Consider the following 22,813-nt stretch of genomic DNA (forward strand, 5'->3'; position numbering starts at 1 on the left):
GCTTTCCCTGTATGCTTATTCAGCCTCTTCTCCTGCAGAGAGCTCCTGGAGATAATCTGTCATGGCTGTAACATTCATTTCAGTTGTAACAGCCTCTCCCTCTGTGTCCTCTTTCGTTGCAAGGCTGTAAGCAGAATAGCCAATCCATCCCACGATCAGCAGACAAACTGCGGAAACGATCACTTTCTCCAGTAAAAGAGCCCGTGCTTCTTTTTTCTGGATCTTATCGCGGTTATTCTTATTCTTTTTATATTTATCGACTTTTTCCTGGCTCATGATGCTTCTCCTTATGTAAAGTAATGAGTATTCTCTGGTTTTTAATTATAACACATCTTTTTTTATTTTACCACTCTTTTGAAATTTCTTCTTCCCTGATGCCGTACTGCGTTACTGTTCACTCCGTGTCCAGTAACACGCTTCGCAATGCACAGATATTGAGCATTCTGCTTTATCGCGCTGGCTGCCTCGGGATTATCATGCTTTCAGCATGAAAACGCCTCCCGGCACAGTGGCCTGTGTACAGTAACCGTACTGCTCCATAAAATCCCTGAGTTCAGCCTGGCTTTTAATCAGGTACATATACTGGAATTCTCCTATTTTTAAATCTTTGAATCCTGCCAACTGCTCTCCGGTACAGATACTGGATCTAACTACAAGCTTCACAGCCACGCGGTCATAAGGAATAATGGATCCACTTCCTTTTCTCTTATACCAGTCCCAGGGTTTTTAATAAAAACAGCCATCCGGTCAGTGTAAACGCCGAAAAAAACGTAGTCAGCATAACTGTGCTGGAAGTCATCACGCCCTCATGCCCCATATTTTTCGCCATGACGAAGCAGCTCACGGTTGTGGCTGACCCCAGCATGACCAGTATGGCGATCAGGCGTTCCCCGGTATACCCGAGACGGACAGCAAGGGGAAGGAAAACGGCAGCCAGAACCACCAGTTTTATCACACTCGCCAGCACAGAGGGCCGGAGCTTTGCCAATGCCTTCTTTCCTTCAAAGGAAGCCCCCATCGCCATAAGGCCCAGAGGGGTTGCCAGGACCGCCACGTTCTTCACTGTTTTCTGCATGATCTCCGGCTGAGGGATTCGGAGTACAGACCATAGAATGCCGGCCAGGATACCCAGTATAATCGGATTGGTCACGATCCCCTTTGCTGTCTGAAGCAAAAGTTTTCTGTCAAGCTTCTTTCGTCCGGGCTTCATGAGGGACAACACCACCACCGCCGCCGCATTGTAAAGGGGAACCGTTCCCACGATCATAAGAGGCGCCATTCCGGAACTGCCATAGATATTCTGGATAAACGCAATACCCAAAATAGCGGCACTGCTTCTGTAGGATGCCTGCACAAACTCCCCCCGGATATCCTCCTCCACCAGAAACCTGGCGAGGAGGGTGATCACCGTAATACTTACAAGGGTAGCCAGAAAACAAAACAGGACAAATCCGCCGTCCCAGCTTTCCCGCACATCCACAGAAGAAATGTCCTGAAATACCAGCGCAGGTATGGCCGCCACAAAGACAAAACGGTTGAGCTTTGCCACAAAATCAGCACTCATCAGTCCCAGATACCGGAACAGAAGTCCCAGAAGCATAGTGAGAAAGATGGGCAGCGTGGCATTCAGGCTGAATATGAGATTTTCCAATGCTTTCAGCCTTCCTTCACCAGTACCTTCAAAACTTCTCCGATATACATGGTGTGATAGTCTTTTTCAGGATACCACTTTTCGTCATTTTCCGGTGCATCAAAATTTTCCGGGAAAATATCTCCGTGATACATTTTCTTGCAGACAAACACCAGACTGGCCTCCTCAAACGCGGGAGTGCCGTCCACAAAGCAGGCGGTCAGACCGGCCTCTGTGATCTTATCCCTGTCACGTCCGGACACGCTGCCGCAGAGACTCAGGGCTTTTTTGTACTCTTTAGGGAAGAAGGAGATGGTAAAGGTATCGTTTGCATCCACGAATTCCTTTGTGTACCGCTGAGGACGGATGTAAGCTGTCACCACATCTTTTCCCCAGATCACACCAACGCCGCCCCAGCTTGCAGTCATGGTATTGTATTTTTCCTCTGTTCCCGCTGTGATCAGCATCCACTCTTTTCCGATCTTGGTAAATGGATTGAACTGTAATTCCTCTGTTTTTACTTCTTTAAATGCCATAATGATTTCTTCCTTTCTACACTTATACCGCCACGCATTCATACGGCCGCACAGCCAATGCGCAGACCTGCTTAACTGCTGCTACAATCTGCCGTATAATTTTGTCATATGCCAGATCCTGCCTTTTAATTCGTCTGAAAATGCATTTTTTCCCATCCTCCACTTCCAGTTGTCCCCTAATGTGGAGGGGGTATTGATCCTTGCCTCACTGCCAAGGCCCAGATAATCCTGTACCGGTATGATGCAGGTGTCCGCCACGCTGCGCATGGCAAGGCTGATCAGATCCCAGTGCTGCTCCTCCTTTGGCGTATGGAAGCTGTTCATGTATCGGAGAGCAACATCCCTGTCCCAGTCTGTCAAGTGCTCATACCAGCCCATTGTAGTATCATTGTCATGGGTTCCTGTGTAGACCACACAGTTTCTGTCATATTTATAGGTGAGATAGTCACTGTTCTCACTGGTGTCAAAAGCAAACTGCAGCACTTTCATGCCCGGATACCCGCTGTCACGCAGCAGCTTATACACGGTCTCCGTGAGAAATCCCAAATCTTCCGCAATGATGTTCCGCTCTCCCAGCTCTTCTTTCATGGTATGGAACAAATCCATACCCGGCCCCTTTTCCCAATGGCCGTTTTGTGCCGTATCATCTCCGTAAGGGATGGAATAATACTCATCAAATCCCCTGAAATGGTCAATACGCACAATATCAAAGAGTTTAAAGCAGTGGCTGATCCTGCGCATCCACCAGCCATAGTGCATTCTCTTGTGGTAATCCCAGCGGTACAGGGGATTGCCCCAAAGCTGGCCTGTGGCAGAAAACCCGTCCGGCGGACATCCGGCCACTGCTATGGGCAGATTATTTTCATCCAGCTGGAACAGTTCCGGGTTCGCCCAGGTATCCGCGCTGTCAAAGGCCACATAGATCGGGATATCCCCAACGATCTGTATCCCCTTTTCATGGGCATAATTCTTCACATTTTTCCACTGTTCAAAAAATTCAAACTGCAGGTACTGATAAAAAATAATGTCCTCACGCAGCTCGTCCTGATATTTTTTCAGGGCAGCAGGCTCTCTCAGGCGCACTTCCTCATCCCACTCAATCCAGCTTTTGCCGCCAAATTTATTCTTCACAGCCATGTAGAGGGCATAATCATCCAACCAGTGGTTATTTTCCACACAAAAAGTGAGGAAATTGCCGTCGGAAAGAATCTTACTTCTCTCAAATGCTTTCCGAAGGAGAGGAAAACGGCTCTCGTATATTTTCCCATAGTCAATATAGGAGGGATGGTCTCCCCAGTCGCAGGCATCGCACTCTTCCTTTTTAAGCCATCCTTTTCCGATCAGGACATTCAAATCTATGAAATAGGGGTTGCCTGCAAAAGTGGAAAAGGACTGATAGGGGGAATCCCCGTAGCTGGTAGGTCCCAGCGGCAGTATCTGCCAGAGCTTCTGACCGGTATCCCTCAAAAGGTCAATAAACTCATATGCCTCCTTTGAAAATGCTCCAATGCCGTATGGAGACGGCAGACTGGCGATTGGCAGCAGCATTCCACTTCTTCTCATATCACTATTCCTCTTCCTTGCCGTTTTTATAGTCAATTTTTATCAGGGTAAGCCCCCGCGCCGGTGCGGTGGGGCCGGCTGCTTTCCTGTCTCTGGCAGCCAGTATCTCCCGGATTTTTTCAGGGGGATAGGCCCCGCCGCCGATCTCCATCAGCGTGCCTGCCAGAATCCGCACCATATTGTACAAGAATCCGCTGCCGGTAATGCGCATGGTGATCAGGTCGTTCTCACGTTCCACTGAAAACCCGTGAATGGTCCTGACCGTAGTCTTCACCTGCGCCCCGGAACCGCAGAAGCTTTTAAAATCATGTTCTCCCAGCAGATATTCCCCCGCCTTTCTCATCTTCTCTATATCCATGGGGATATAAGTAAAATGAGAATAAAACCGCTCTGTGGGCACAGGAAACCTTCTGTTCAGGATCCGGTACTCATAAGTCTTCTCACTGACCCGGTACCTGGGATGAAAATCTGCGCCTACCTCCTTTGACATCTGGATACGGATATCCTCAGGAAGGCGTTGGTTCAGTGCATAAGATATCTTTTCCCCGGGCATCCTGGCATTTGTGTCAAACACGGCCACATTGCCCAGGGCGTGTACGCCTGCATCGGTTCTGCTTGCCCCTATGGTCTCCACATGCTCATGCAGCAGCTCCGACAGATGGCGGTTTAAAACTTCCTGTACCGTAATTCCATTTGGCTGCACCTGCCAGCCGCAGTAGTTTGTGCCATCGTAAGCAACCTCCAGCATAATACGCTTCATACCGGCCCCTCCTAGACGAGCACACGGATCGCAATATCCGCGGCCAGATACAGGAAAATACACACATAGGCAGAGATATCCCTGCTGTGGTATTTGAGAGGCTTCATGGATGTCCGGTTCTCACCGCCGTGATAGCACCGCGCTTCCATGGCCATAGCCAGATCATCCGCTCTTCTGAAAGCGGAGATAAAAAGGGGCACCAGAAGCGGCAGCAGGTTCTTGGCTTTCTGGATCAGACTGCCCTTCTCAAAGTCAGCACCTCTGGCGATCTGGGCTTTCATGATCTTATCCGTCTCCTCCATGAGGATGGGGATGAATCTGAGGGCGATGGACATCATCATGGCAATCTCATGCACGGGGATCCTGATCTTATTCAGGGGCTTCATAAGCCTTTCCAAACCGTCTGTAAGCTGGTTCGGTGTTGTGGTCAGCGTCATGACCGAGGAGCCGATAACCAGGTAGATCAGCCGGATGCCGATCCTCACGGCCTGCAGGATACCTTCCTTTGTGATCTTTAATATCCAAAACTGCCAAAGTACCTTGCCAGGTACCAGAAACAAGTTGAACGCAACGGTGATCAAAAGTATGAAAAACAGCGGTTTCAGGCCTTTCAGCATGAATTTTACAGGAACCTTTGACATGACGATGATCGTCACCAAAAATGCGGTTGCCAGCAAATATCCCCAGAAGGAATCTGCCACGAAAAGGGATACCAGAAACATGATGGTTCCTACAAACTTTACACGGGGGTCCAGCCTGTGGAGAAGCGAATCCGCAGGGTAATATTGTCCGATCGTAATATCTCTTATCATTTGTCCAATCTCTCCAGTGCCTGTAATATACTTGCCTTTGCCTCTTCTACCGTGGTAGCCCGGGTGTCCACATGCAGCCCGCGTTCACCGAGCGCGTGCATGATATAGGTGATCTGGGGTGCAGCAAGCCCCATAGCCTCCAGCTCCTTGTAATGGGAAAAGACTTCTCTCGGTACACCGTCAAATGCCTTTTCCCCCTTATTCATCACGATCATGCGCTCCACATATTTCGCGATGTCCTCCATACTGTGGGATACCAGGATCACGGTGATTCCCCGCAGGCTGTGCAGGGATGCGATCTGATCCAGTATCTCATCACGGCCCTGAGGGTCCAGCCCTGCTGTAGGCTCATCCAGGATCAGCACTTCCGGCTCCATGGCCAGAACCCCTGCGATGGCCGCCCGCCGCTTCTGCCCGCCTGACAGTTCAAAAGGAGAACTTTTATAAAACTTTTCCGGTAATCCCGCCTGGGTCAGCGCTCTGACTGCCCTCTCCTCTGCTTCTTCTTTTGAGAACCCCAGATTCTTTGGCCCAAAGCAGACATCCTCCAGAACCTCTGCCTCAAAAAGCTGATGTTCCGGGTACTGGAATACCAGCCCCACCTTGCTTCGCTGCTCCTGCCTGTCATATTTATCTGCCCAGATATCCTGGCCATTATAGAAAACAGTGCCTGATGTAGGTTTCATAAGGCCGTTAAAATGCTGTATCAGTGTAGATTTTCCGCTTCCCGTGTGACCGATAATGCCCATGAACTGACCGTCGGGGATTTCCATATCCACATCCTTTAAGGCATGCATTTCATAGACGGTTCCCGGACTGTATGTGTATGTGATATGCTCTAATTTTATTGACATAATGCGTTCACCAATTCCTCTGTTGTCAGAATTCCTGCAGGCAGCTTCACTCCCGCCTGTTTCAGTTCATAGGCCAGAAGTGTCACCTGGGGTACATCCAGGCGGTAGGATTTCAACTCCTCCACCCTGGAAAACACCTCCCTAGGTGTTCCCTGCATCACTACTTTCCCCTGGTCCATAATGAAAACACGATCCGCGTTCACCACTTCCTCCATATAATGCGTGATCAGAACAACTGTGATGCCTTCTTTTTCGTTCAGTTCCTTTACTGCGCGGAGCACTTCTTTTCTGCCGTTTGGGTCCAACATGGCTGTGGGTTCATCCAGTATGATGCATTTGGGGTGCATAGCCATCACACCGGCTATGGCAACCCTCTGCTTCTGCCCGCCTGACAGTTTATTTGGCGAATGATGGCGGTAAGCGGTCATTCCCACTGCCTCCAGACTTTCATTCACCCTCTGCCAGATATGGTCTGTGGGGATTCCCATGTTCTCAGGGCCGAATCCCACATCCTCCTCCACCACAGTACCGATGATCTGATTGTCGGGATTCTGGAAAACCATTCCTGCTTTCTGGCGGATCTTCCAGATCTCCTCTTCCTCCATAGTGTTCATGCCGTCCAGCCACAGCGCGCCCTCCGTAGGAAACAAAAGGGCATTGATATGCTTTGCCAGAGTGGATTTACCGGAGCCGTTGTGTCCCAGAACAGCAATAAACTGTCCTGCTTCGATATCCAGCTCCACATTGTCAAGGGCCCTGTAGGTACCCTCCACATGGCCGCTTTCATCGTATTTATAATAGTCATGCACCAGTTTAATGGCTTTTACAATTCCCATTTTATATCCTTTCCATTGTACCTGATTTGTAACGATCCAGTCAACTGCATAATCACGGGTATTTACCCAATAAAATCACGCTCCGATGGGGGATCTCTGTTACTATTCACGGCTGTTGTCCCGCGAGGTGTTTTTATGCGCTTGCGCATGAAAATCCCGAGGCAGCCAGCGCGATATGGGGCAGAATGCTCCATATGTGCATCGCGAAGCGTGTTACTGTTTACAGAACTGCGTTTTTTGCAGGGCTGTGAATAGTAACGGATCTCTATTCACTGCAGGTATATCTGTAGACCTCCATATCCTCGCTGTCATCCTCCAAACGGTAGTCAATCTTAGAAAATCCCAGCTTGCGGGCCAGTTTTTTAGAGGCCAGATTGGCACTGCGTATCCTGCAGTACAGGTACACAGCCCCTCTTCTCTTTGCCTCCTCCAAAATACCCCGGCAGGCTTCATAGGCAAATCCTTTTCCTCTGTGTTTTTCATCAATGAGATAACCCAGTTCCACCACAGAGCTGTTGTGGTTCCATATTTTTGGCTCCACCCCTGCACGGCCCACGATCATCCCGCTCTCTTTCTCCTCCAGGACCCAGTAGCCCATATCACACATTTCATACATGTATTTGCGGTAGGAGGGAAAGGCCTCCAGTTCCTCCTCCAGGCTCTTTGCCATTCCTTCCGAGGTATCCGGGGTTCCCTGGCTGGTGATCTCCATCATTTTAGGAATATCCTGTTCCGTCATTTCCCGTATCCGCAGTCTTTTTGTCTCACACACCAATGCGGGAAGATGTCTGCCATGGCAGTATACTTTCTCTAAAAAAGCACCGTCAATCTCTTCATATCCCTCGATCACCACATCCGCGGGGCTTAGATCCTGCTTTCCGGAATCCGGGTTGAAGTAGGCGCAGCAGACGATCCCTGCCGCCTTTGCTGCCCTGCATCCGTTGCTGGAGTCCTCCAGGATCAGGCACTCCTCCGGGTCAAGTTTCATCTGCCTGGCGGCTTCCAAAAATACATCCGGTGCCGGTTTTGGGTTTTTCACCTGCTCCCCGCTCACAAGAAGTTCAAAATAACCGTCAATCCCCAGACTTGTCACCACCTGCCGGATATAGGCCAAAGGGGAGGAGGAGGCTATAGCCAGACGATATCCGCTGTCTTTGAGACGTCCGAGCAGCTGGGGCACACCCTCTATCATAGGAAAGCCTTCCTCTGCAATGACCTTCTTTTTTATCTGTTCCATAGTCTCAACCAGTTCTTTATCATCCCTGGAAATCCCATAATTATCATGCAGTATATCCATTAAAAAACCATTGGTGGAACCGATACATGGTTTGTAAATCTCATAATCAAGTTCAATCCCCCGCACTGCAAGCGCCTGTTTCCAGACTCTGTAGTGGACCGGCTCACTGTTGATCAACACGCCGTCCATATCGAAAATAATTCCTTTTAACATACTATCTCCCTTTTAACGGAACTTTACCCTGTGTTTTCCAAAAAAACGAGGGAGCGCCGCTGTCAAAGCGACACTCCCTCGTATCTCTACACGGTCCTACGCCGGCTCAAACAGCAAACTTTCCGCCAGCTCCCAGATTTCCTCTCTCCCCTGCTTTGTCTCAGCGGAGAATGGGATCACTCTTGTACCCGGACGCAGCGCAAGCCCTTCTTTTAAGGCTTTTACATGCTTCGGTACCTGGCTTCTCTTTAATTTGTCCACTTTTGTTGCTATGATAATCGGCTCATATCCGTTGTGCACAATCCAGTCATACATGGTTTTATCGTTGGCAGATGGGTCATGGCGGATATCGATCAGCAAAAATACTGCTTTCAATTCCTTTGTATTCTGCAGATATCTCTCTATCAGCTTTCCCCACTGTTCCTTTACCGCCTGGGCTACTTTTGCGTAGCCGTACCCCGGCAGGTCCACCAGATATAACGCATCATTCACATTATAAAAATTTATAGTCTGTGTCTTTCCGGGGGATGCGCTGGTCCTTGCCAGGGATTTCCTGTTCATAAGCGCATTGATCAGGGAAGATTTCCCTACGTTTGATTTCCCCGCAAATGCGATGTGCGGCAGCTCCGTCACGGGAAGCGTGCTTGTGACACCGCAGACAATATCCAGTGATACATTTTTAATTACCATCATTCATCCTCCGAATTTGGTTTCAGACAAAAGCCTGTGCCAGCACTTCTTCCATGGTGCTGACAAATACAATGGTCATGCCGTCTGTGATCTCTTTTTCCATCTCTTCAATATCCGGCCTGTTCTCCCCCGGAACCAGCACAGTTTCAATCCCTGCACTCTTAGCTGCCAGAAGCTTTTCCTTCAGGCCCCCGATCGGCAGTACCCGTCCTCTTAAGGTGATCTCACCGGTCATGGCAAGATCTGCCTTCACCGGTGTTCCGGTCACTGCGGAGAGCATGGCGGTGGCCATGGTGATTCCCGCGGACGGACCGTCCTTAGGTACCGCTCCCTCAGGAATGTGGATATGTAAATCATGTTCCTGGAAAAATTCAGGTTTGATATTATATTTATCCGCTATGGAACGGATGAAACTCACCCCGGTCTGTGCTGACTCTTTCATCACATCCCCCAGCTGTCCGGTGAGCATGAATTCGCCTTTTCCGGGCATGAGGTTTACTTCGATCTGCAGGGTATCACCACCCACGCTGGTCCACGCAAGCCCGCGTACGATTCCAATCTCATCCGTGTTGTTCTTCCTCTGGTAGGTGAACTTGGCACGGCCTAAAAACGCCTCCAGATTCTCTTTCTGCACTGTGACGGATTCCTGCTTATCCTCCAGGATCCGCCTTGCGGTCTTCCTGCAGATTTCACCGATCTTCCGCTCCAATTCCCTGACTCCGGCTTCCTTTGTATAGCCGGTGATCATTTCCCGCAGAACCTCATCCTCCAGAACGAGCTGTCCCTCTTTCAGGCCATGGATCTTCATCTGCTTCGGAACGAGATGTTCTTTGCCGATGTGCCATTTTTCATTTTCCGTATAGCTGCTCACCTCAATGATCTCCATACGGTCCAGAAGCGGCCTTGGTATCGTCTGCAGGTCATTGGCTGTGGCAATGAACAGCACCTCTGACAGATCCAGCGGGATCTCCACATAATGGTCCCTGAACTTGTTATTCTGCTCAGAATCCAGCACTTCCAGAAGTGCGGAAGACGTGTCCCCTTTATAATCGCTGCTGACTTTGTCTATCTCATCCAGAAGCATCAGGGGATTTTTCACACCTGCCTGTATCAGCCCATTGGCGATCCTGCCGGGCATGGCGCCGATATAGGTTCTTCTGTGTCCCCGGATCTCAGCCTCATCCCGTACGCCGCCCAGACAGATGCGGACATATTCCTTGTGGAGCGCCCGCGCCACGGACTTGGCAATGGAGGTCTTTCCTGTTCCAGGAGGACCCACCAGACACAGAATGGGACTTTCACCTTTTTTGGTGAGTGTGCGCACCGCCAGAAATTCCATGATGCGTTCCTTCACCTTGTTAAGGCCGTAATGGTCTGTTTCCAGAACCTTGTTGGCCTCTTTTAAGTTCTTATTATCCCTGGTCATCTTATCCCAGGGAAGAGAGAGAAGTGTCTCAATATAACTGCGCATCACACTGGACTCTGCCTGACTGCCTGCCGTATTCTTAAATCGATCCACTTCTTTTATTATCTTGTCTTTCACTTCCCGGGAAGCTTTCAGCTTCCTGGCTTCCTCACGGAACTGGTCCGCCTCGGACCGGGTATCATCTTCGCCCAGCTCTTCCCGAATCAGTTTGAGCTGTTCTCTCAGGATATATTCCCTCTGATTCTTGTCCACCCGCTCTTTTACTTTACTCTGCAGTTCTGCACTGATTTCCAGGACCTCGATCTCATTGGTGAGAATGATTCCCAGTTCCTCATAGCGCTCTTCCAGAGATACCGCTTCCAGAACCTTCTGTCTGTCCTCATATTTCATGGGAAGATGTATGGATATCTGGTCAATGACCTTGCTCACATCATCCAGTTCCAGTATCTGGCCTGCCAGTTCTTTGCTCATCTTTGGATTCACATTGCAGTATTTGACAAAGATCTCTTTCATGCCGCGGAGCATGGCTTCCTCCACACTCTCCTCCACACTTTTCAGTTCTTCAACATCAAAGGTAGCTGCCTCGGCATTCAGATAGTATTCACTTTCCGTAAAACGGAGCAGTTCAGCCCGCTCCATTCCCTCTACCAGGACTCGGACAATATTCTTGGGCAGTTTTACAAGCTGCTTTATCTCCGCAACGGTTCCAATTTTATATAAATCTTCCTGGCCCGGGTCCTCCACTGCAGGATCCTTCTGGGTGATCAAAAGCACCCTCTGATCCTGCATCATGGCCTTCTCAATGGCCTGTATGGATTTTTCCCTGCTCACATCAAAATGGACGATCATGTCAGGAAGGATGGTTGTACCTCTAAGGGCGATGGCCGGCAGATTATAGATTATGTCACTCATTCCCGCGCCTCCTTAATCGTTATGCATATTTATGCAGTTTCTGGTGTTCCCCTCTTGCGTCCACCCTTGTTTCTCCTTGTGGGCGGCTGCATTTCCCCATGTTCAATTAAGGCCTGCCCCTTACCTTCTACCAAGTCTTTTGTGATCTTACAGGAGCGGATCGTCTCGTCAGAAGGCGCTGTATACATAAGGTCCATCATGGTAGACTCCATAATAGCCCGCAGTCCTCTGGCTCCTGTCTTTCTGTCCATGGATTTCTTGGCGATCGCCACCAGGGCATCATCGTCAAAATCCAAGTCCACGCCGTCAATTTCAAAAAGCCTTTTATACTGTCTGATCAGAGAGTTTCTCGGCTCTTTCAGGATCTTCACCAACGCCTCCTCGTCCAGGGCATCCAGGGATACCACCACGGGAACACGGCCTACAAACTCGGGGATCATACCGAATTTTACCAGGTCCTGAGGCATTACCTCTTTGAGGATCTCTCCCACGTTTTTTTCTTTCTTATCTGTCACCACAGCATTGAAACCAATGGCTTTTGTATCCATTCTGTTTTCAATGAGCTTATTCAGCCCCTCAAAAGCACCGCCGCAGATAAAGAGAATATTGGTGGTATCGATCTGCAGGAATTCCTGATGCGGATGCTTTCTTCCTCCCTGGGGCGGAACACTGGCAACTGTGCCCTCCAGGATCTTCAGAAGTGCCTGCTGTACACCCTCCCCTGAAACATCTCTGGTGATCGACGCATTTTCCGATTTTCTTGTTATCTTGTCAATCTCATCAATGTATATGATACCGTACTGCGCACGATCTATATCGTAATCCGCGGCCTGAATGATCTTCAGCAGGATATTTTCCACATCCTCACCTACATATCCGGCCTCTGTCAGAGTTGTGGCATCTGCAATGGCAAAAGGCACATTCAACAGTCTGGCCAGTGTCTGAGCCAGCAGCGTCTTACCGGAGCCGGTTGGTCCCAGCATCAAAATATTACTTTTCTGAAGTTCAATGTCGGAATCTTTTCCGGCCATAACTCGCTTATAGTGATTGTAAACGGCTACAGACAGCACTTTTTTCGCCTCATCCTGCCCGATCACATAGTCATCCAGAAATGTTTTGATCTCCTGTGGTTTCAGCAGATTGATCTCTCCGTTGCTGTCCTCCGTGTAACCTGCGCTGTCCTCATCTATGATCTCTGCACAGATCTCCACACATTCATCACAGATATAAGTACCGCTGGGTCCTGCAATCAGTTTCCGTACCTGTTCTTCTGTCTTTCCGCAGAAAGAGCAGCGGATCTTTGGCTCGTTTCCTTTTATCGCCATTCTTCTATTCCTTTCTTGTTTACCGTATTAATGCCGAAAGACCCCCGCAGCTTAACCGCAGGAGTCTTATCATTCGTTCTTATCTGTGCTCAATTACACTGTCAATCAGACCATAAGCCTTTGCCTCTTCTGCGGACATATAATTATCTCTTTCCGTGTCTCTGGCAATGACTTCAAAAGGCTGACCTGTGTTGGCGGCCAGAGTCTCATTCAGTTTCTTCCTGGTCTTCAAGATCATGTCGGCAACAATCTGAATTTCCGTAGCCTGTCCCTTTGCACCGCCGGACGGCTGATGGATCATGATCTCCGCGTTGGGAAGCGCGAATCTCTTTCCTTTTGTACCGCCTGCCAGCAGGAATGCACCCATGCTTGCAGCCATACCGATGCAGATTGTGGACACATCACATTTAATGTAATGCATGGTATCATAAATAGCCCATCCTGCTGTCACAGAACCGCCCGGACTGTTGATATACAGATGAATATCCTTTCCCGGGTCTTCTGATTCCAGGAACAGAAGCTGTGCCACGATCAGGCTTGCTGTTGTGTCATTCACTTCTTCTCCCAGAAAAATGATTCTATCCTTCAACAGCCTGGAGTAGATATCGTAACTTCTCTCTCCTCTGCTGGTCTGTTCAATGACGTATGGTACTAAACTCATGAAACTCCTCCTATTCTGTCACGCGGGCGTAAGAAACGAACTGTCTGTCCGTTACTCTTCTGTCTTCTCCACTACTTCTGTCACTTTTGCAGCGTCAGCTACTAAGGTAACAGCTTCCTGAACAGCGATATCTTTCTTCATCTGCTCTTTCTCGTAGTCGCCCATTAATTCTTTTAATTTGTCGGCTTCCATTTTGTACATTTCAGCCATCTTTGCGATCTCTTCATCTACTTTTTCATCGGTAACCTGGATGTTCTCTACTTCTGCAACTTTCTCCAGTACCAGACGGCTCTGGATCCTCTTCATGGCCTGAGGTCTCATCTGCTCCTGGATCTTAGCATTATCAAGACCTGTAAACTGATAGTACTGGTCAATGGATAATCCCTGAGACTGCAGTCTTCTTACAAAATCATCCACTAACTGACGGATCTGGTTCTGGATCATTGCTTCCGGAATATCCATCTGTGCGTTTTCGATGATCGCATCTACTACTTTATCTTCTTTTTCACGTTTTGCAACGTCTTCTTTGCGCTCTTTCAGCTTCTGCGCAATGTCTTTTTTGTATTCTTCCAGAGTATCAAACTCAGAGACATCTTTTGCAAATTCGTCATCCAGTTCAGGAAGTTCTTTCACTTTGATGGCTTTTACATTGCATTTGAACACTGCTGCTTTTCCAGCCAGGTCACTGGCCTGGTAGTCTTCCGGGAAAGTCACATTGACTTCTTTTTCCTCGCCAATCACAGCGCCCACTAACTGATCTTCAAATCCCGGGATAAAGGAGTTGGAACCGATTGTCAGAGGATAGTCTGTGCCTTTGCCGCCTTCAAATGCCTCTCCGTCCACGAATCCTTCAAAATCAAGAGTGATCATATCGCCGTTTTCAACTGCTCTGTCATCCACGTCGATGGTTCTGGAGTTATTCTCCTGCTCTTTCTTCAGTTCTCCTGCAATTTCTTCTTCTGTCACTTCTGCTTTGGCAACTTCCACTTCTACACCTTTGTAGTCACCCAGGGTCACTTCAGGTTTTACAGCTACTTCTGCTGTGAAGATGAACGGTTTGCCTTTTTCAATCTGTACCACATCAATTTCCGGCTGGGAAACGATATCCAGGCCGCAATCATCTGCTGCCTTCGGATATTCAGACTGGATCAGCGCATTGGCTGCATCTTCATAGAAGATACCTGCTCCATACATTTTTTCAATCATCACACGGGGTGCTTTTCCTTTACGGAATCCCGGGATGGTGATCTTGTTTTTGTTTTTCTGGTAAGCAGCCTGTACTGCTTTTTCAAAATCTTCAGCGGAAGCCTCAATAGTAAGCTTCGCCATGTTCTTCTCTAAGTTTTCTACCTGTACGCTCATTTTAAATGATTCCTCCTTGAATTCTATATGTATTCATGCATTTTGAGTATTCATGCATTCCTGCCCAAAACGGACACTTTATCATACTTACAGTCATTATCACAGTATAGCACAAGGAGTTTAAAAACACCAGCATTTTTTTATGAAACAATGGATTTTTTAATCTGACGGGCTTTCACTTCTCCCTCCAGCTGTGAAATCAGCTCCAGTGCAAAGGGGATCGCTGTTCCCACGCCTCTGCTGGTGGTGATATTTCCATCTTTTACCACCGGATCTGTAAAGACTACGGCCTCCTCCAGCTTCTCCTCAAATCCGGGATAGCAGGCAGCCTTTCTGCCTTTTAAAATCCCAAGACCGCCCAGTACGCTGGGAGCTGCACAGATTGCCGCCACCATTTTATCTGATGCAGCAAAGCTCTTTAACAGGGCTGCAAGCCCCTGATGCTCTCCCAGATGCCGTGTGCCCGGCATACCGCCCGGCAGTACCAGCATATCCACGGTGCTGTAGTCCACATCATCGAAGAAGACATCTGCTTTTATCTCAATCCCATGGGAACCTGTCACACTCAGATTATCGGAGATGGATACCATGAGCACTTCTTCCCCGGCTCTCCTCAAAAGATCCACCACAGTCAGACCTTCCACTTCTTCAAAACCATCTGCGGTAAATACACAAACTTTTGCCATATGAGTCCCTCCCTTACTTTAAATAAAACGAGTATAAAATCCTGCATACCTACTTATTATACCATAGGATCACCTGATATTTCTAAAACTTCCGTTTCTTTTTTATAAAAATTATGTTATACCATATAAAGAGGCAGCATTTACTGCTGCATGAATTGAAGGGTGCTCAATAGGCTATATCTTAATAATATGCACCACTCGCTGCCGGATGATTTGCGGGGTGCCCAAATAAAGTTTACCTTAATAATATGCACCACTCACTGCTGCATGATTTGTGGGGTGCCCAATAGGGTATACCTTAATAATATGCACCTCTCACTGCTGCATGATTTGTGGGGTGTCCAATAGGGTATACCTTAATAATATGCACCTCTCACTGCTGCATGATTTGTGGGGTGCCCAATAGGGTATACCTTAATAATATGCACCTCTCACTGCTGCATGATTTGCGGGGTGCCCAATAGGGTATACCTTAATAATATGCACCTCTCACTGCTGCATGATTTGCGGAGTGCCCAATAAGGTATACCTTAATAATATGCACCACTCGCTGCTGTATATCTTACGGGGTGCCCTTCAGAGTGTACCTATCATATAGAAAAAGGAGGTTCTGCACAGCAATGGAAATAGAAAGAAAGTTTCTTATTAAAGAGCTGCCCGCTGATCTGGCAAGCTTCCCCTGTCACAAAATAGAGCAGGCTTATCTGAACACCAACCCGGTTGTCCGCATCCGCAGGCAGGATGACGCTTATTTTCTCACCTACAAAGGGGAGGGACATATGGTGCGGGAGGAGTATAACCTGCCTCTCAACGAACCATCCTATTGTCACCTGAAAGAAAAGGCAGACGGCATCATTCTTACAAAAACCAGATATCTGCTTCCTCTTGAAGGAGGACTTACCATTGAGCTGGATGTATTTGGAGCGCCCTACGAGGGACTCTTTCTGGCGGAGGTGGAATTTCCGGATGTAGAGTCCGCCAATTCCTTTACGCCGCCCCACTGGTTCGGCGAGGATGTAACCTTCTCATCCAGATACCACAACAGCACGCTCTCCGCAGGAAAGGACAGACCGCAGTAATGCAGGCCTGTCCTTTCCTCTGAGTCATTCTTCACCGAGGCTTTTCATGATACTGTGCCAGGTGGCTTCCCGGCGTTTCTCAATCTCCTCCTCTAAAAGTTCGTCTCCTTTTCTGGTTTTCTCCAGTCTTTTCGTATATGCTCTGGGAATCTTATAGAGCAGCTTTCCCCAAAACCGCAGAAACGCATTGCCGCTGTCCAGCAACCACACACTGATTTCAAAAATTCGATCCATGATATGACCTCTTTTGTCTCGGCTAAAGCAGCACATATGCGCTTTTTTGCCTTTTCTTTTATTTTAACAGCAGTTTGCATTTCTTGCAATGAGAAATATTGCTAATCCCTGTCAAGACATTGCCTGTTTTACAGTTCTCTTGTCTTCTTCACACATGCACGGATACATTCTGTCACAGCACTCCTCATGCCCTTCTTTTCCAGAACTCCCACCCCTTCAATCGTAGTTCCCGCAGGTGAACACACCATATCCTTGAGTTCTCCGGGATGCATCCCTGTCTCCAGAACCATTTTGGCACTTCCTAATACAGCCTGTGCCGCAAATTCATATGCCTTTTTCCTTGGCATTCCCTCCGCCACCGCGCCATCGGCCATGGCCTCAATGAACATGAAAACAAATGCCGGAGAACTTCCGCTGACAGCTCCCACCACATCCAGCATGGGTTCTGTCACAACCTCCGCTCTTCCAAAAGAACGGAGCAGCACCAAAGCCTCCTCCAGCTCTTTTTCTTCCACAAGAGCGTTTTTGCAGACACCTGTGATCCCCTCTCCTACCAATGCAGGCGTATTGGGCATGGTACGGATTATCTTCCTGTCCTCCCCGATACGCTCCTCCAGCCAGCTCATAGTCTTACCTGCAGCGATGGAGATGATCACCTTTTCTTTGCCCAGCACATCCTTGATCTCTGCGATCACCTCTTCCAGAAACTGCGGCTTCACAGCCAGAAACACCACATCCGATATTTTCGCAGTCTCCCTGTTATCTGTACTACAGGCAATCCCCAGTTTTTCCTTTATCTTAGCAGCAGATTCCTGCGACTTTGTTGAAGCCGTAATATCCCCCCTGCTTACGATCTCTTTTTCCAAAATACCGCCAATAATAGCAGAAGCCATATTACCGCATCCGATAAATCCAAGTTTCATCTGTAATCCTCCTCGTTATACTTGTCCTGTGACTGTTCAGTCCCTTCGCAGCCTTTTCCTATTCATTATCCTCCGTTCCCCTTATTTTTTCAAGAGTGATACAAATATTTTTTCAATACACTGCATACTTTTAAACATAATGCATGTTAAATCCCCGGAGGTCTGTTTATGCAGCAATCTTATAAGGTTTTTACGGTAATTGGCATTCTATTTACGATCCTGCTTGGTTCCCTATCACACTTTTTTTATGAATGGTCCGGCAATTTTTTTCTGGTAGGGTTATTCAGTCCTGTTAATGAGAGCGTGTGGGAACACCTGAAACTGCTCTTCTTCCCGGCTCTCCTCTTCATGCTGTTGGAACAGCGCCTTCTGTCTTACCGCTGCCCTGACCTTCTCTGCAAAAACCTGACAGGACTGTACGCCGGGCTTCTCTCCATGCCTCTTTTCTTCTACAGTTACACTCGATTCACCAAAAAAAGCTATCTGTGGGTCGATATCGCAATTTTCATACTCAGTGTTCTCATCACATACCTGCTCTCCTACGCCCTCCGAAAAAAGAAACTCCCTGACCCCCTATGCCGCCTCAATCAGGCCACCCTCTATATCCTTTTGGCCGTCTTCACCGTCATTTCCATCTTTTTTATGATATAAGTCTCTGTTTTATCTGCCAGATCACATGCCGTTTGCAAAAACCAGGAAGCGGATGGGAGGACACTCACGCCCCGGCCTCCCATCCACTTCCGTCCGCCGCCCTTCCCCCAAAAAGCTCACTTTCCCCCTATACATTTTTTCCTTCTTGTATTATGATAATATTATTCTGACAAAGGAGACAAAACCATGACCAACGAAATATTTTCTGTGTATCATTGCAAATCCTGCAATAAAATAGAAGTGACACAGTACATATCTCCCCAGCAGATGGAGGAATTCGGTCTGACCGCTGAGGAGCTTCTTCCCATCTGTCCTGTCACCGGAAACTCCGACCTGGAAGAACTGGGACAGATGACAGAAAAAGAGCTGCGTCACTTTGCCTACAGCGATGTAGATGGCGTAAAAGCATATCTGAACAACAGAGAAAAGAAAATCCCCAGGCTTTAAATTCCGGAATCTTTTTTCTGTCTTCACAGTTACGGACAACTATCCCGGCAGAACTCCCTTTAGTGTTGGGATTTTCCTTGGCTGCAGAGAGGGGCCGCACGCATGAATACCATGCGGCGGCCCCTCTTTTTTTATCTAACACTCATGACCCAGTTTTCGGGAACTCATTAGCTTCCAGGTTTTATATTTCTTAACTCTATGGACAATATGCCGGGTATTTCCGCATTTCATACACTGTCCTAAAAATTCGTATACCAGCACATCCTCTTGCTTCAGCTTCAGACCATATGTCTCATTCAGGCATGACCTGCAGTATCCCAGTGCATGTATTCTCTCATTTCTTGTCATATTCACTCCCGCTCCCTGTATTTTAATAATATCTTAATGAATCTAATATTTCTTTTTATAATATCAGATACAATACGATATTTCAAGACATATCACGTATCAAAAACGACATTTCGGGACATAGTATCATGTACAATGTCATATAATAGGTGGTGAAAAATATGCACAGTGAGAATACTTTTGAAGAAAACAGCTATGAAGATTTGTTTTATAACCGTCTGACGCAGCTTAGGTCAGCGAAGAAGGTTTCTGCAAGAGATATGAGTCTTTCCATTGGACAAAATCCGGGTTATATTAATGGACTGGAAAACAAAAAAGGGCTTCCCTCCATGACAGTATTTTTTTATATCTGTGATTACCTGAATGTCACACCGAAAGAATTTTTTGACGAAAGTATTATTTGTCCTGAACAATTCAAGAATCTTTGTCAGGACATGAAAGAGCTGAGACACGATGACCTTCAGCTTTTATGGACTTTAACAAAACGTCTTCAAAAATAAGACCGCAAAAAGTGCCGCGAGCCGCAGTTATTTTACAATACTGCAGCCCGCGGCACTCTTTTCATTTTTCTTTCTGTACTGATTCGGTGACATGGATGTCATTCTACGGAAAGCCTGGGAGAAATAAGACTGGGAGGAGTATCCTACCATACCTGATATTTTTGTAACAGGATAATTGGTTGTCTCCAGAAGATGCATGGCCTCTGACAGCCGTTTCTCCGCAAGATAACTGATGGGAGATATACCCTTGTAGGCTTTGAAAGCATGTACCAGATAGTATTTGTTGATATGGGCCGTAAGGCTTAGTGTTTCCAGGGTGATCTCCTCCGCATAGTGCTCATTGATATACTGTTCCACAACCCGGCATTCCCTGGTTGCCTTATTGGGAGGTGCAGCCAGGATATTCTGGCGGGTATGTCTGGTAATATACAGAAGCAGCAGTTCCAAAAGCTTCTGGCAGACTGCCCCGCTGTCCTGTTCACCAATACGTGCCTCCCTTACCATCTGTGTCAGGCAATCCCCTATCTCCTTACGGCTCTGCCCCAGAAAGTGGACACTGTAATCATAAGGTCCACTGTCCTCCCGGGAATGGAACTGCAGTCCTTCAATGCCCAGGGCAATGTATTCCCAGGGGCTTTTTTTATTTCCCAGCTCTGTATGTGAGACGCCGGGGTTTACTAAAACCAGGTCATTTTCCCGCACAGGAACTCTTTCATTGTCAATGATAAAACAGCCCTCCCCTTTTGTGATAAAGAAGAGTTCCGCAAAATAATGGGAATGTTCCATGCTGTGCCAGTCCTTATCCGACCTGGCGCAGGTTACATACAAAAGCTGGACAGGCAATGACGCCGGAGGCGTCTCCATGGAATATCGCTGATTGCTCATATATCCTTCCTCCTGTTTTCTTTTCTATCCTCATTATAAATTTTTTGATCTGTGGGGACAAGTCAGTTTTTAAACAAATCCGCATCGGAACCTGTGGCAAGCCTTTTTCATATTGTATTTTATGGTAACTATTTAGCAGCCAGGCAAAAACCCTATCCCCAAAGGCGATTCTGCGTGGATTTTTGCTTGTACCTGTGAAGATACTGAACAGTTACATTATATGTTTCAAAACGTAGTACCAAAACAGGAGGGAACTATGAAAAAGATTTTATCCGTTTTACTCGCCGTGGCACTCTGTACTTCCATGTGCCTTACCGGCTGCCAAAAGTCAGATAAGAGTGAGAAAAATTCCAAAGATTCCAAAACAGAAAAAGAACTGGTGGATGTAAAATTAAATGAAGTTGCCCATTCCATTTTCTATGCACCTCAGTATGTGGCAATTGAAGAAGGGTATTTTACAAAAGAAGGGATCCGCTTAGAATGTGTGACCGGCTTTGGCGCAGACAAGACTATGACCGCCGTCCTTTCCGGCGATGCGGACATCGGCTTTATGGGCGCAGAGGCTTCCGTGTATGCTTACCAGGAAGGTGCCAATGACGCTGTTGTCAACTTTGCACAGCTTACACAGCGGGCAGGAAATTTCCTGGTAGCCAGAAAAGAGATGCCTGATTTCAAATGGAGCGACCTGAAAGGCAAAGATATTCTGGGCGGTCGGGCAGGTGTCTGCCTGCATATAATGTAAATTTCATATCATCCTCTCATCTTGTCTGCATCCGATCATTTTTCCCTGCTGTAAATCACAGAAGCTGATAGCCAAAACACACACCGCCTCCGCCGGATTTTTTCACCTGATACATAGACATATCTGCCTTGCGGAGAAGTTCCTCGGCTGTACACCCGTCTTCCGGAAAACATGCCACACCGATACTGGTATTACAGTGGATACTTCCTGCTTTTAGTATCCAGGGCTTCCTGAAACGGGCAAGAATAAAACGGGTGAGATTCTGGATATTCTCCTTTGTGATGGATTCACCCCCGATAATGGCCACAAATTCATCTCCGCCATTGCGGTAGATGCTGTCCTTCAACAGAGGAATACCCGAGAAAAATTTACCCAGCGCGATCAAAAGTTCATCGCCGGCATCGTGGCCAAAATTATCGTTAACATTTTTAAAACCGTCAATATCAAAAAACAGCAGATAACCTTTCTCCGTATCGCTGGCCAGATCAATGCGTTTCTTGCAGTCGTTTACCAGCATCCTGCGGTTGGGAAGATTTGTCAGGGAATCATAGTTTGCCATGTATTGGATCAGTGCTTCTTTCTCTTTGTTGTCGGTGATATCCGCACTGCTCACTACATGGGCCAGTCGGCCATCCACCCACTGGAAAGCCGCACTGAACACACGGAACCACGATCCGTCGAAGGGGCGCTGGTAATCCCAGGTGTATACCCTGGTAGGCTCTCCCTGGTCATCGATCAAATATTTTTCCGGACAAAAATCACAGGGGCCATTCTGCCCGGGAAAAAGGACTTCCCAGCATTTCCTTCCGAGGAACTGTCCCTGTCCCCCGTAAGGTTCCGCCATTGATCTATTTACATACAGGATATCATGCGTGTAAAAGTCATTGACGTAAATATCAATCCCTGTATTGTCCAGTATGTTTTCCAGTGAAGCCTGCGACCGGGAGAGCATGTACCGATACATCCTCACACCTATATACCTGACCAGCATTGGGAGCATAACAGACAATGTCTCTTGGGCAGCTTCCGTGCGTTTTTCTTCCGAAGCTGTGTCAAAGAAAACGATCAGGCCATAGATACAAAAGCTTTCATCTGTTATGGGCGCTATTACCAGTGAGGAGGCCGCGAACATGGTGAGCAGTTTTGTTTCACAAAGCGTATTATGTTCATTTCGGGTGATATAAGATACTGTTTTTTTAGTCAAATAACTGCACTGCTCCGTGGTCAGTTCTTTCACGGAAAATCTCTGGCGGAGAGCCGTTTGATTTAAAGTAACGTTTTCCATCAGATTAAAATGTTCAGAATTATCTGCCTCATATACGGCGCCGTATGTAAAAGAAAAGCTGTCACAAATCAGCTTCAAAGACTTGCTGACAGCCTCCGTGTCAAATTGGTTTCCTGCCAGGAGGACGGCTATATCCGAGAGAAGCATTTCGTATGAACCCTGCATCATCTTCCACTCCTTGTTCATATTATATGGTTTCATTTTACCATAATATGC

24 protein-coding genes and 1 pseudogene are annotated in these 22,813 nt (G+C 47.5%); 5 read left to right on the plus strand and 20 right to left on the minus strand.

Features of this window, described 5'->3' with window-relative positions; genetic code table 11:
* Nucleotides 1-15: 15 nt before the first annotated feature.
* From CI595_RS00125 to CI595_RS00200, 15 genes are all read right to left on the minus strand, one after another.
* Entirely contained in the window at nucleotides 16-276 is a 261-nt protein-coding gene (locus tag CI595_RS00125; RefSeq protein ID WP_095170491.1) for a hypothetical protein, read from the minus strand.
* A 430-nt stretch (nucleotides 277-706) separates the two neighbouring features.
* Nucleotides 707-1,651 carry an AEC family transporter gene (locus tag CI595_RS00135; protein WP_095170495.1) on the minus strand — a complete coding sequence of 315 codons (945 nt, stop codon included), beginning with the start codon at nucleotides 1,649-1,651 and terminating at the stop codon, nucleotides 707-709.
* Nucleotides 1,652-1,656: 5 nt separating this feature from the next.
* Entirely contained in the window at nucleotides 1,657-2,166 is a 510-nt protein-coding gene (locus CI595_RS00140) for a flavin reductase family protein (protein ID WP_095170497.1), read from the minus strand.
* An 81-nt stretch (nucleotides 2,167-2,247) separates the two neighbouring features.
* Complete coding sequence (gene malQ / locus CI595_RS00145) at nucleotides 2,248-3,729, minus strand: 4-alpha-glucanotransferase (RefSeq protein WP_095170499.1); 1,482 nt, start codon at nucleotides 3,727-3,729, stop codon at nucleotides 2,248-2,250.
* A gap of 4 nt (nucleotides 3,730-3,733) precedes the next feature.
* Nucleotides 3,734-4,489 carry a tRNA pseudouridine(38-40) synthase TruA gene (gene truA / locus CI595_RS00150; protein WP_095170501.1) on the minus strand — a complete coding sequence of 252 codons (756 nt, stop codon included), beginning with the start codon at nucleotides 4,487-4,489 and terminating at the stop codon, nucleotides 3,734-3,736.
* Nucleotides 4,490-4,500: 11 nt separating this feature from the next.
* Nucleotides 4,501-5,301 (minus strand): energy-coupling factor transporter transmembrane component T family protein, encoded by an 801-nt coding sequence (locus tag CI595_RS00155; RefSeq protein WP_095170504.1) that lies wholly within the window; start codon nucleotides 5,299-5,301, stop codon nucleotides 4,501-4,503.
* On the minus strand, nucleotides 5,298-6,155 hold the full coding sequence (locus CI595_RS00160) for an energy-coupling factor transporter ATPase (RefSeq protein ID WP_095170506.1): 858 nt from the start codon (nucleotides 6,153-6,155) through the stop codon (nucleotides 5,298-5,300). The genes CI595_RS00155 and CI595_RS00160 overlap by 4 nt, the downstream gene beginning before the upstream one ends.
* Nucleotides 6,146-6,991, minus strand: coding sequence for an energy-coupling factor transporter ATPase (locus CI595_RS00165; RefSeq protein ID WP_095170508.1), 846 nt, complete (start codon nucleotides 6,989-6,991; stop codon nucleotides 6,146-6,148). Before CI595_RS00165 ends, CI595_RS00160 begins: the two co-directional genes overlap by 10 nt.
* 265 nt (nucleotides 6,992-7,256) lie before the next feature.
* A complete protein-coding gene (locus CI595_RS00170) occupies nucleotides 7,257-8,441 on the minus strand; it encodes a GNAT family N-acetyltransferase (RefSeq protein ID WP_095170510.1) in 1,185 nt (394 codons plus the stop codon).
* A gap of 96 nt (nucleotides 8,442-8,537) precedes the next feature.
* On the minus strand, nucleotides 8,538-9,131 hold the full coding sequence (yihA, locus tag CI595_RS00175) for a ribosome biogenesis GTP-binding protein YihA/YsxC (protein ID WP_095170512.1): 594 nt from the start codon (nucleotides 9,129-9,131) through the stop codon (nucleotides 8,538-8,540).
* A gap of 22 nt (nucleotides 9,132-9,153) precedes the next feature.
* The gene (gene lon, locus CI595_RS00180) at nucleotides 9,154-11,469 is read right to left on the minus strand and encodes an endopeptidase La (protein WP_095170514.1); all 2,316 of its coding nucleotides are present in this window, start codon (nucleotides 11,467-11,469) and stop codon (nucleotides 9,154-9,156) included.
* A gap of 29 nt (nucleotides 11,470-11,498) precedes the next feature.
* Complete coding sequence (gene clpX / locus CI595_RS00185) at nucleotides 11,499-12,794, minus strand: ATP-dependent Clp protease ATP-binding subunit ClpX (protein WP_095170516.1); 1,296 nt, start codon at nucleotides 12,792-12,794, stop codon at nucleotides 11,499-11,501.
* A 79-nt stretch (nucleotides 12,795-12,873) separates the two neighbouring features.
* Nucleotides 12,874-13,455, minus strand: a complete 582-nt coding sequence (clpP, locus tag CI595_RS00190) for an ATP-dependent Clp endopeptidase proteolytic subunit ClpP (RefSeq protein ID WP_065542433.1) — start codon at nucleotides 13,453-13,455, stop codon at nucleotides 12,874-12,876.
* A 51-nt stretch (nucleotides 13,456-13,506) separates the two neighbouring features.
* A complete protein-coding gene (gene tig, locus CI595_RS00195) occupies nucleotides 13,507-14,817 on the minus strand; it encodes a trigger factor (protein ID WP_095170519.1) in 1,311 nt (436 codons plus the stop codon).
* A gap of 140 nt (nucleotides 14,818-14,957) precedes the next feature.
* Nucleotides 14,958-15,503, minus strand: a complete 546-nt coding sequence (locus CI595_RS00200; protein ID WP_095170521.1) for a DJ-1 family glyoxalase III — start codon at nucleotides 15,501-15,503, stop codon at nucleotides 14,958-14,960.
* A 620-nt stretch (nucleotides 15,504-16,123) separates the two neighbouring features.
* Here CI595_RS00200 and CI595_RS00205 point away from each other — a divergent pair.
* A complete protein-coding gene (locus CI595_RS00205; RefSeq protein ID WP_095170523.1) occupies nucleotides 16,124-16,582 on the plus strand; it encodes a CYTH domain-containing protein in 459 nt (152 codons plus the stop codon).
* Nucleotides 16,583-16,606: 24 nt separating this feature from the next.
* On the opposite strand, the gene CI595_RS00210 is transcribed toward CI595_RS00205, so the two are convergent.
* Together CI595_RS00210 and proC are read right to left on the minus strand one after the other, a co-directional pair.
* Entirely contained in the window at nucleotides 16,607-16,816 is a 210-nt protein-coding gene (locus CI595_RS00210; protein ID WP_095170526.1) for a hypothetical protein, read from the minus strand.
* Nucleotides 16,817-16,944: 128 nt separating this feature from the next.
* Nucleotides 16,945-17,739 (minus strand): pyrroline-5-carboxylate reductase, encoded by a 795-nt coding sequence (gene proC, locus CI595_RS00215; protein WP_095170528.1) that lies wholly within the window; start codon nucleotides 17,737-17,739, stop codon nucleotides 16,945-16,947.
* 168 nt (nucleotides 17,740-17,907) lie between these two features.
* Between proC and CI595_RS00220 the strand changes: the two genes are divergently transcribed.
* A complete protein-coding gene (locus tag CI595_RS00220) occupies nucleotides 17,908-18,390 on the plus strand; it encodes a DUF6512 family protein (RefSeq protein ID WP_095170530.1) in 483 nt (160 codons plus the stop codon).
* 186 nt (nucleotides 18,391-18,576) lie between these two features.
* Nucleotides 18,577-18,837 carry a toxin PIN gene (locus CI595_RS00225; protein WP_095170532.1) on the plus strand — a complete coding sequence of 87 codons (261 nt, stop codon included), beginning with the start codon at nucleotides 18,577-18,579 and terminating at the stop codon, nucleotides 18,835-18,837.
* Nucleotides 18,838-18,972: 135 nt separating this feature from the next.
* On the opposite strand, the gene CI595_RS00230 is transcribed toward CI595_RS00225, so the two are convergent.
* Complete coding sequence (locus CI595_RS00230; RefSeq protein WP_095170534.1) at nucleotides 18,973-19,185, minus strand: hypothetical protein; 213 nt, start codon at nucleotides 19,183-19,185, stop codon at nucleotides 18,973-18,975.
* Between the two features lie 161 nt (nucleotides 19,186-19,346).
* Here CI595_RS00230 and CI595_RS00235 point away from each other — a divergent pair, with 161 nt between their 5' ends.
* Nucleotides 19,347-19,685: a helix-turn-helix domain-containing protein gene (locus CI595_RS00235; RefSeq protein ID WP_065542442.1), complete on the plus strand. Its 339-nt coding sequence runs from the start codon at nucleotides 19,347-19,349 to the stop codon at nucleotides 19,683-19,685.
* Nucleotides 19,686-19,712: 27 nt separating this feature from the next.
* On the opposite strand, the gene CI595_RS00240 is transcribed toward CI595_RS00235, so the two are convergent.
* On the minus strand, nucleotides 19,713-20,570 hold the full coding sequence (locus CI595_RS00240; RefSeq protein ID WP_095170536.1) for a helix-turn-helix domain-containing protein: 858 nt from the start codon (nucleotides 20,568-20,570) through the stop codon (nucleotides 19,713-19,715).
* A 256-nt stretch (nucleotides 20,571-20,826) separates the two neighbouring features.
* On the opposite strand from CI595_RS00240, the pseudogene CI595_RS00245 reads away from it, so the two are divergent.
* A pseudogene (locus CI595_RS00245) lies at nucleotides 20,827-21,291 on the plus strand (ABC transporter substrate-binding protein); the annotation flags it as partial.
* Nucleotides 21,292-21,367: 76 nt separating this feature from the next.
* Here the strand turns inward: CI595_RS00245 and CI595_RS00250 are convergent.
* The gene (locus tag CI595_RS00250; protein ID WP_095170540.1) at nucleotides 21,368-22,765 is read right to left on the minus strand and encodes a sensor domain-containing diguanylate cyclase; all 1,398 of its coding nucleotides are present in this window, start codon (nucleotides 22,763-22,765) and stop codon (nucleotides 21,368-21,370) included.
* Between the last annotated feature and the right edge of the window lie 48 nt (nucleotides 22,766-22,813).

It is taken from the genome of Blautia hominis (genome assembly GCA_002270465.1).
Lineage (GTDB): Bacteria > Bacillota > Clostridia > Lachnospirales > Lachnospiraceae > Blautia > Blautia hominis.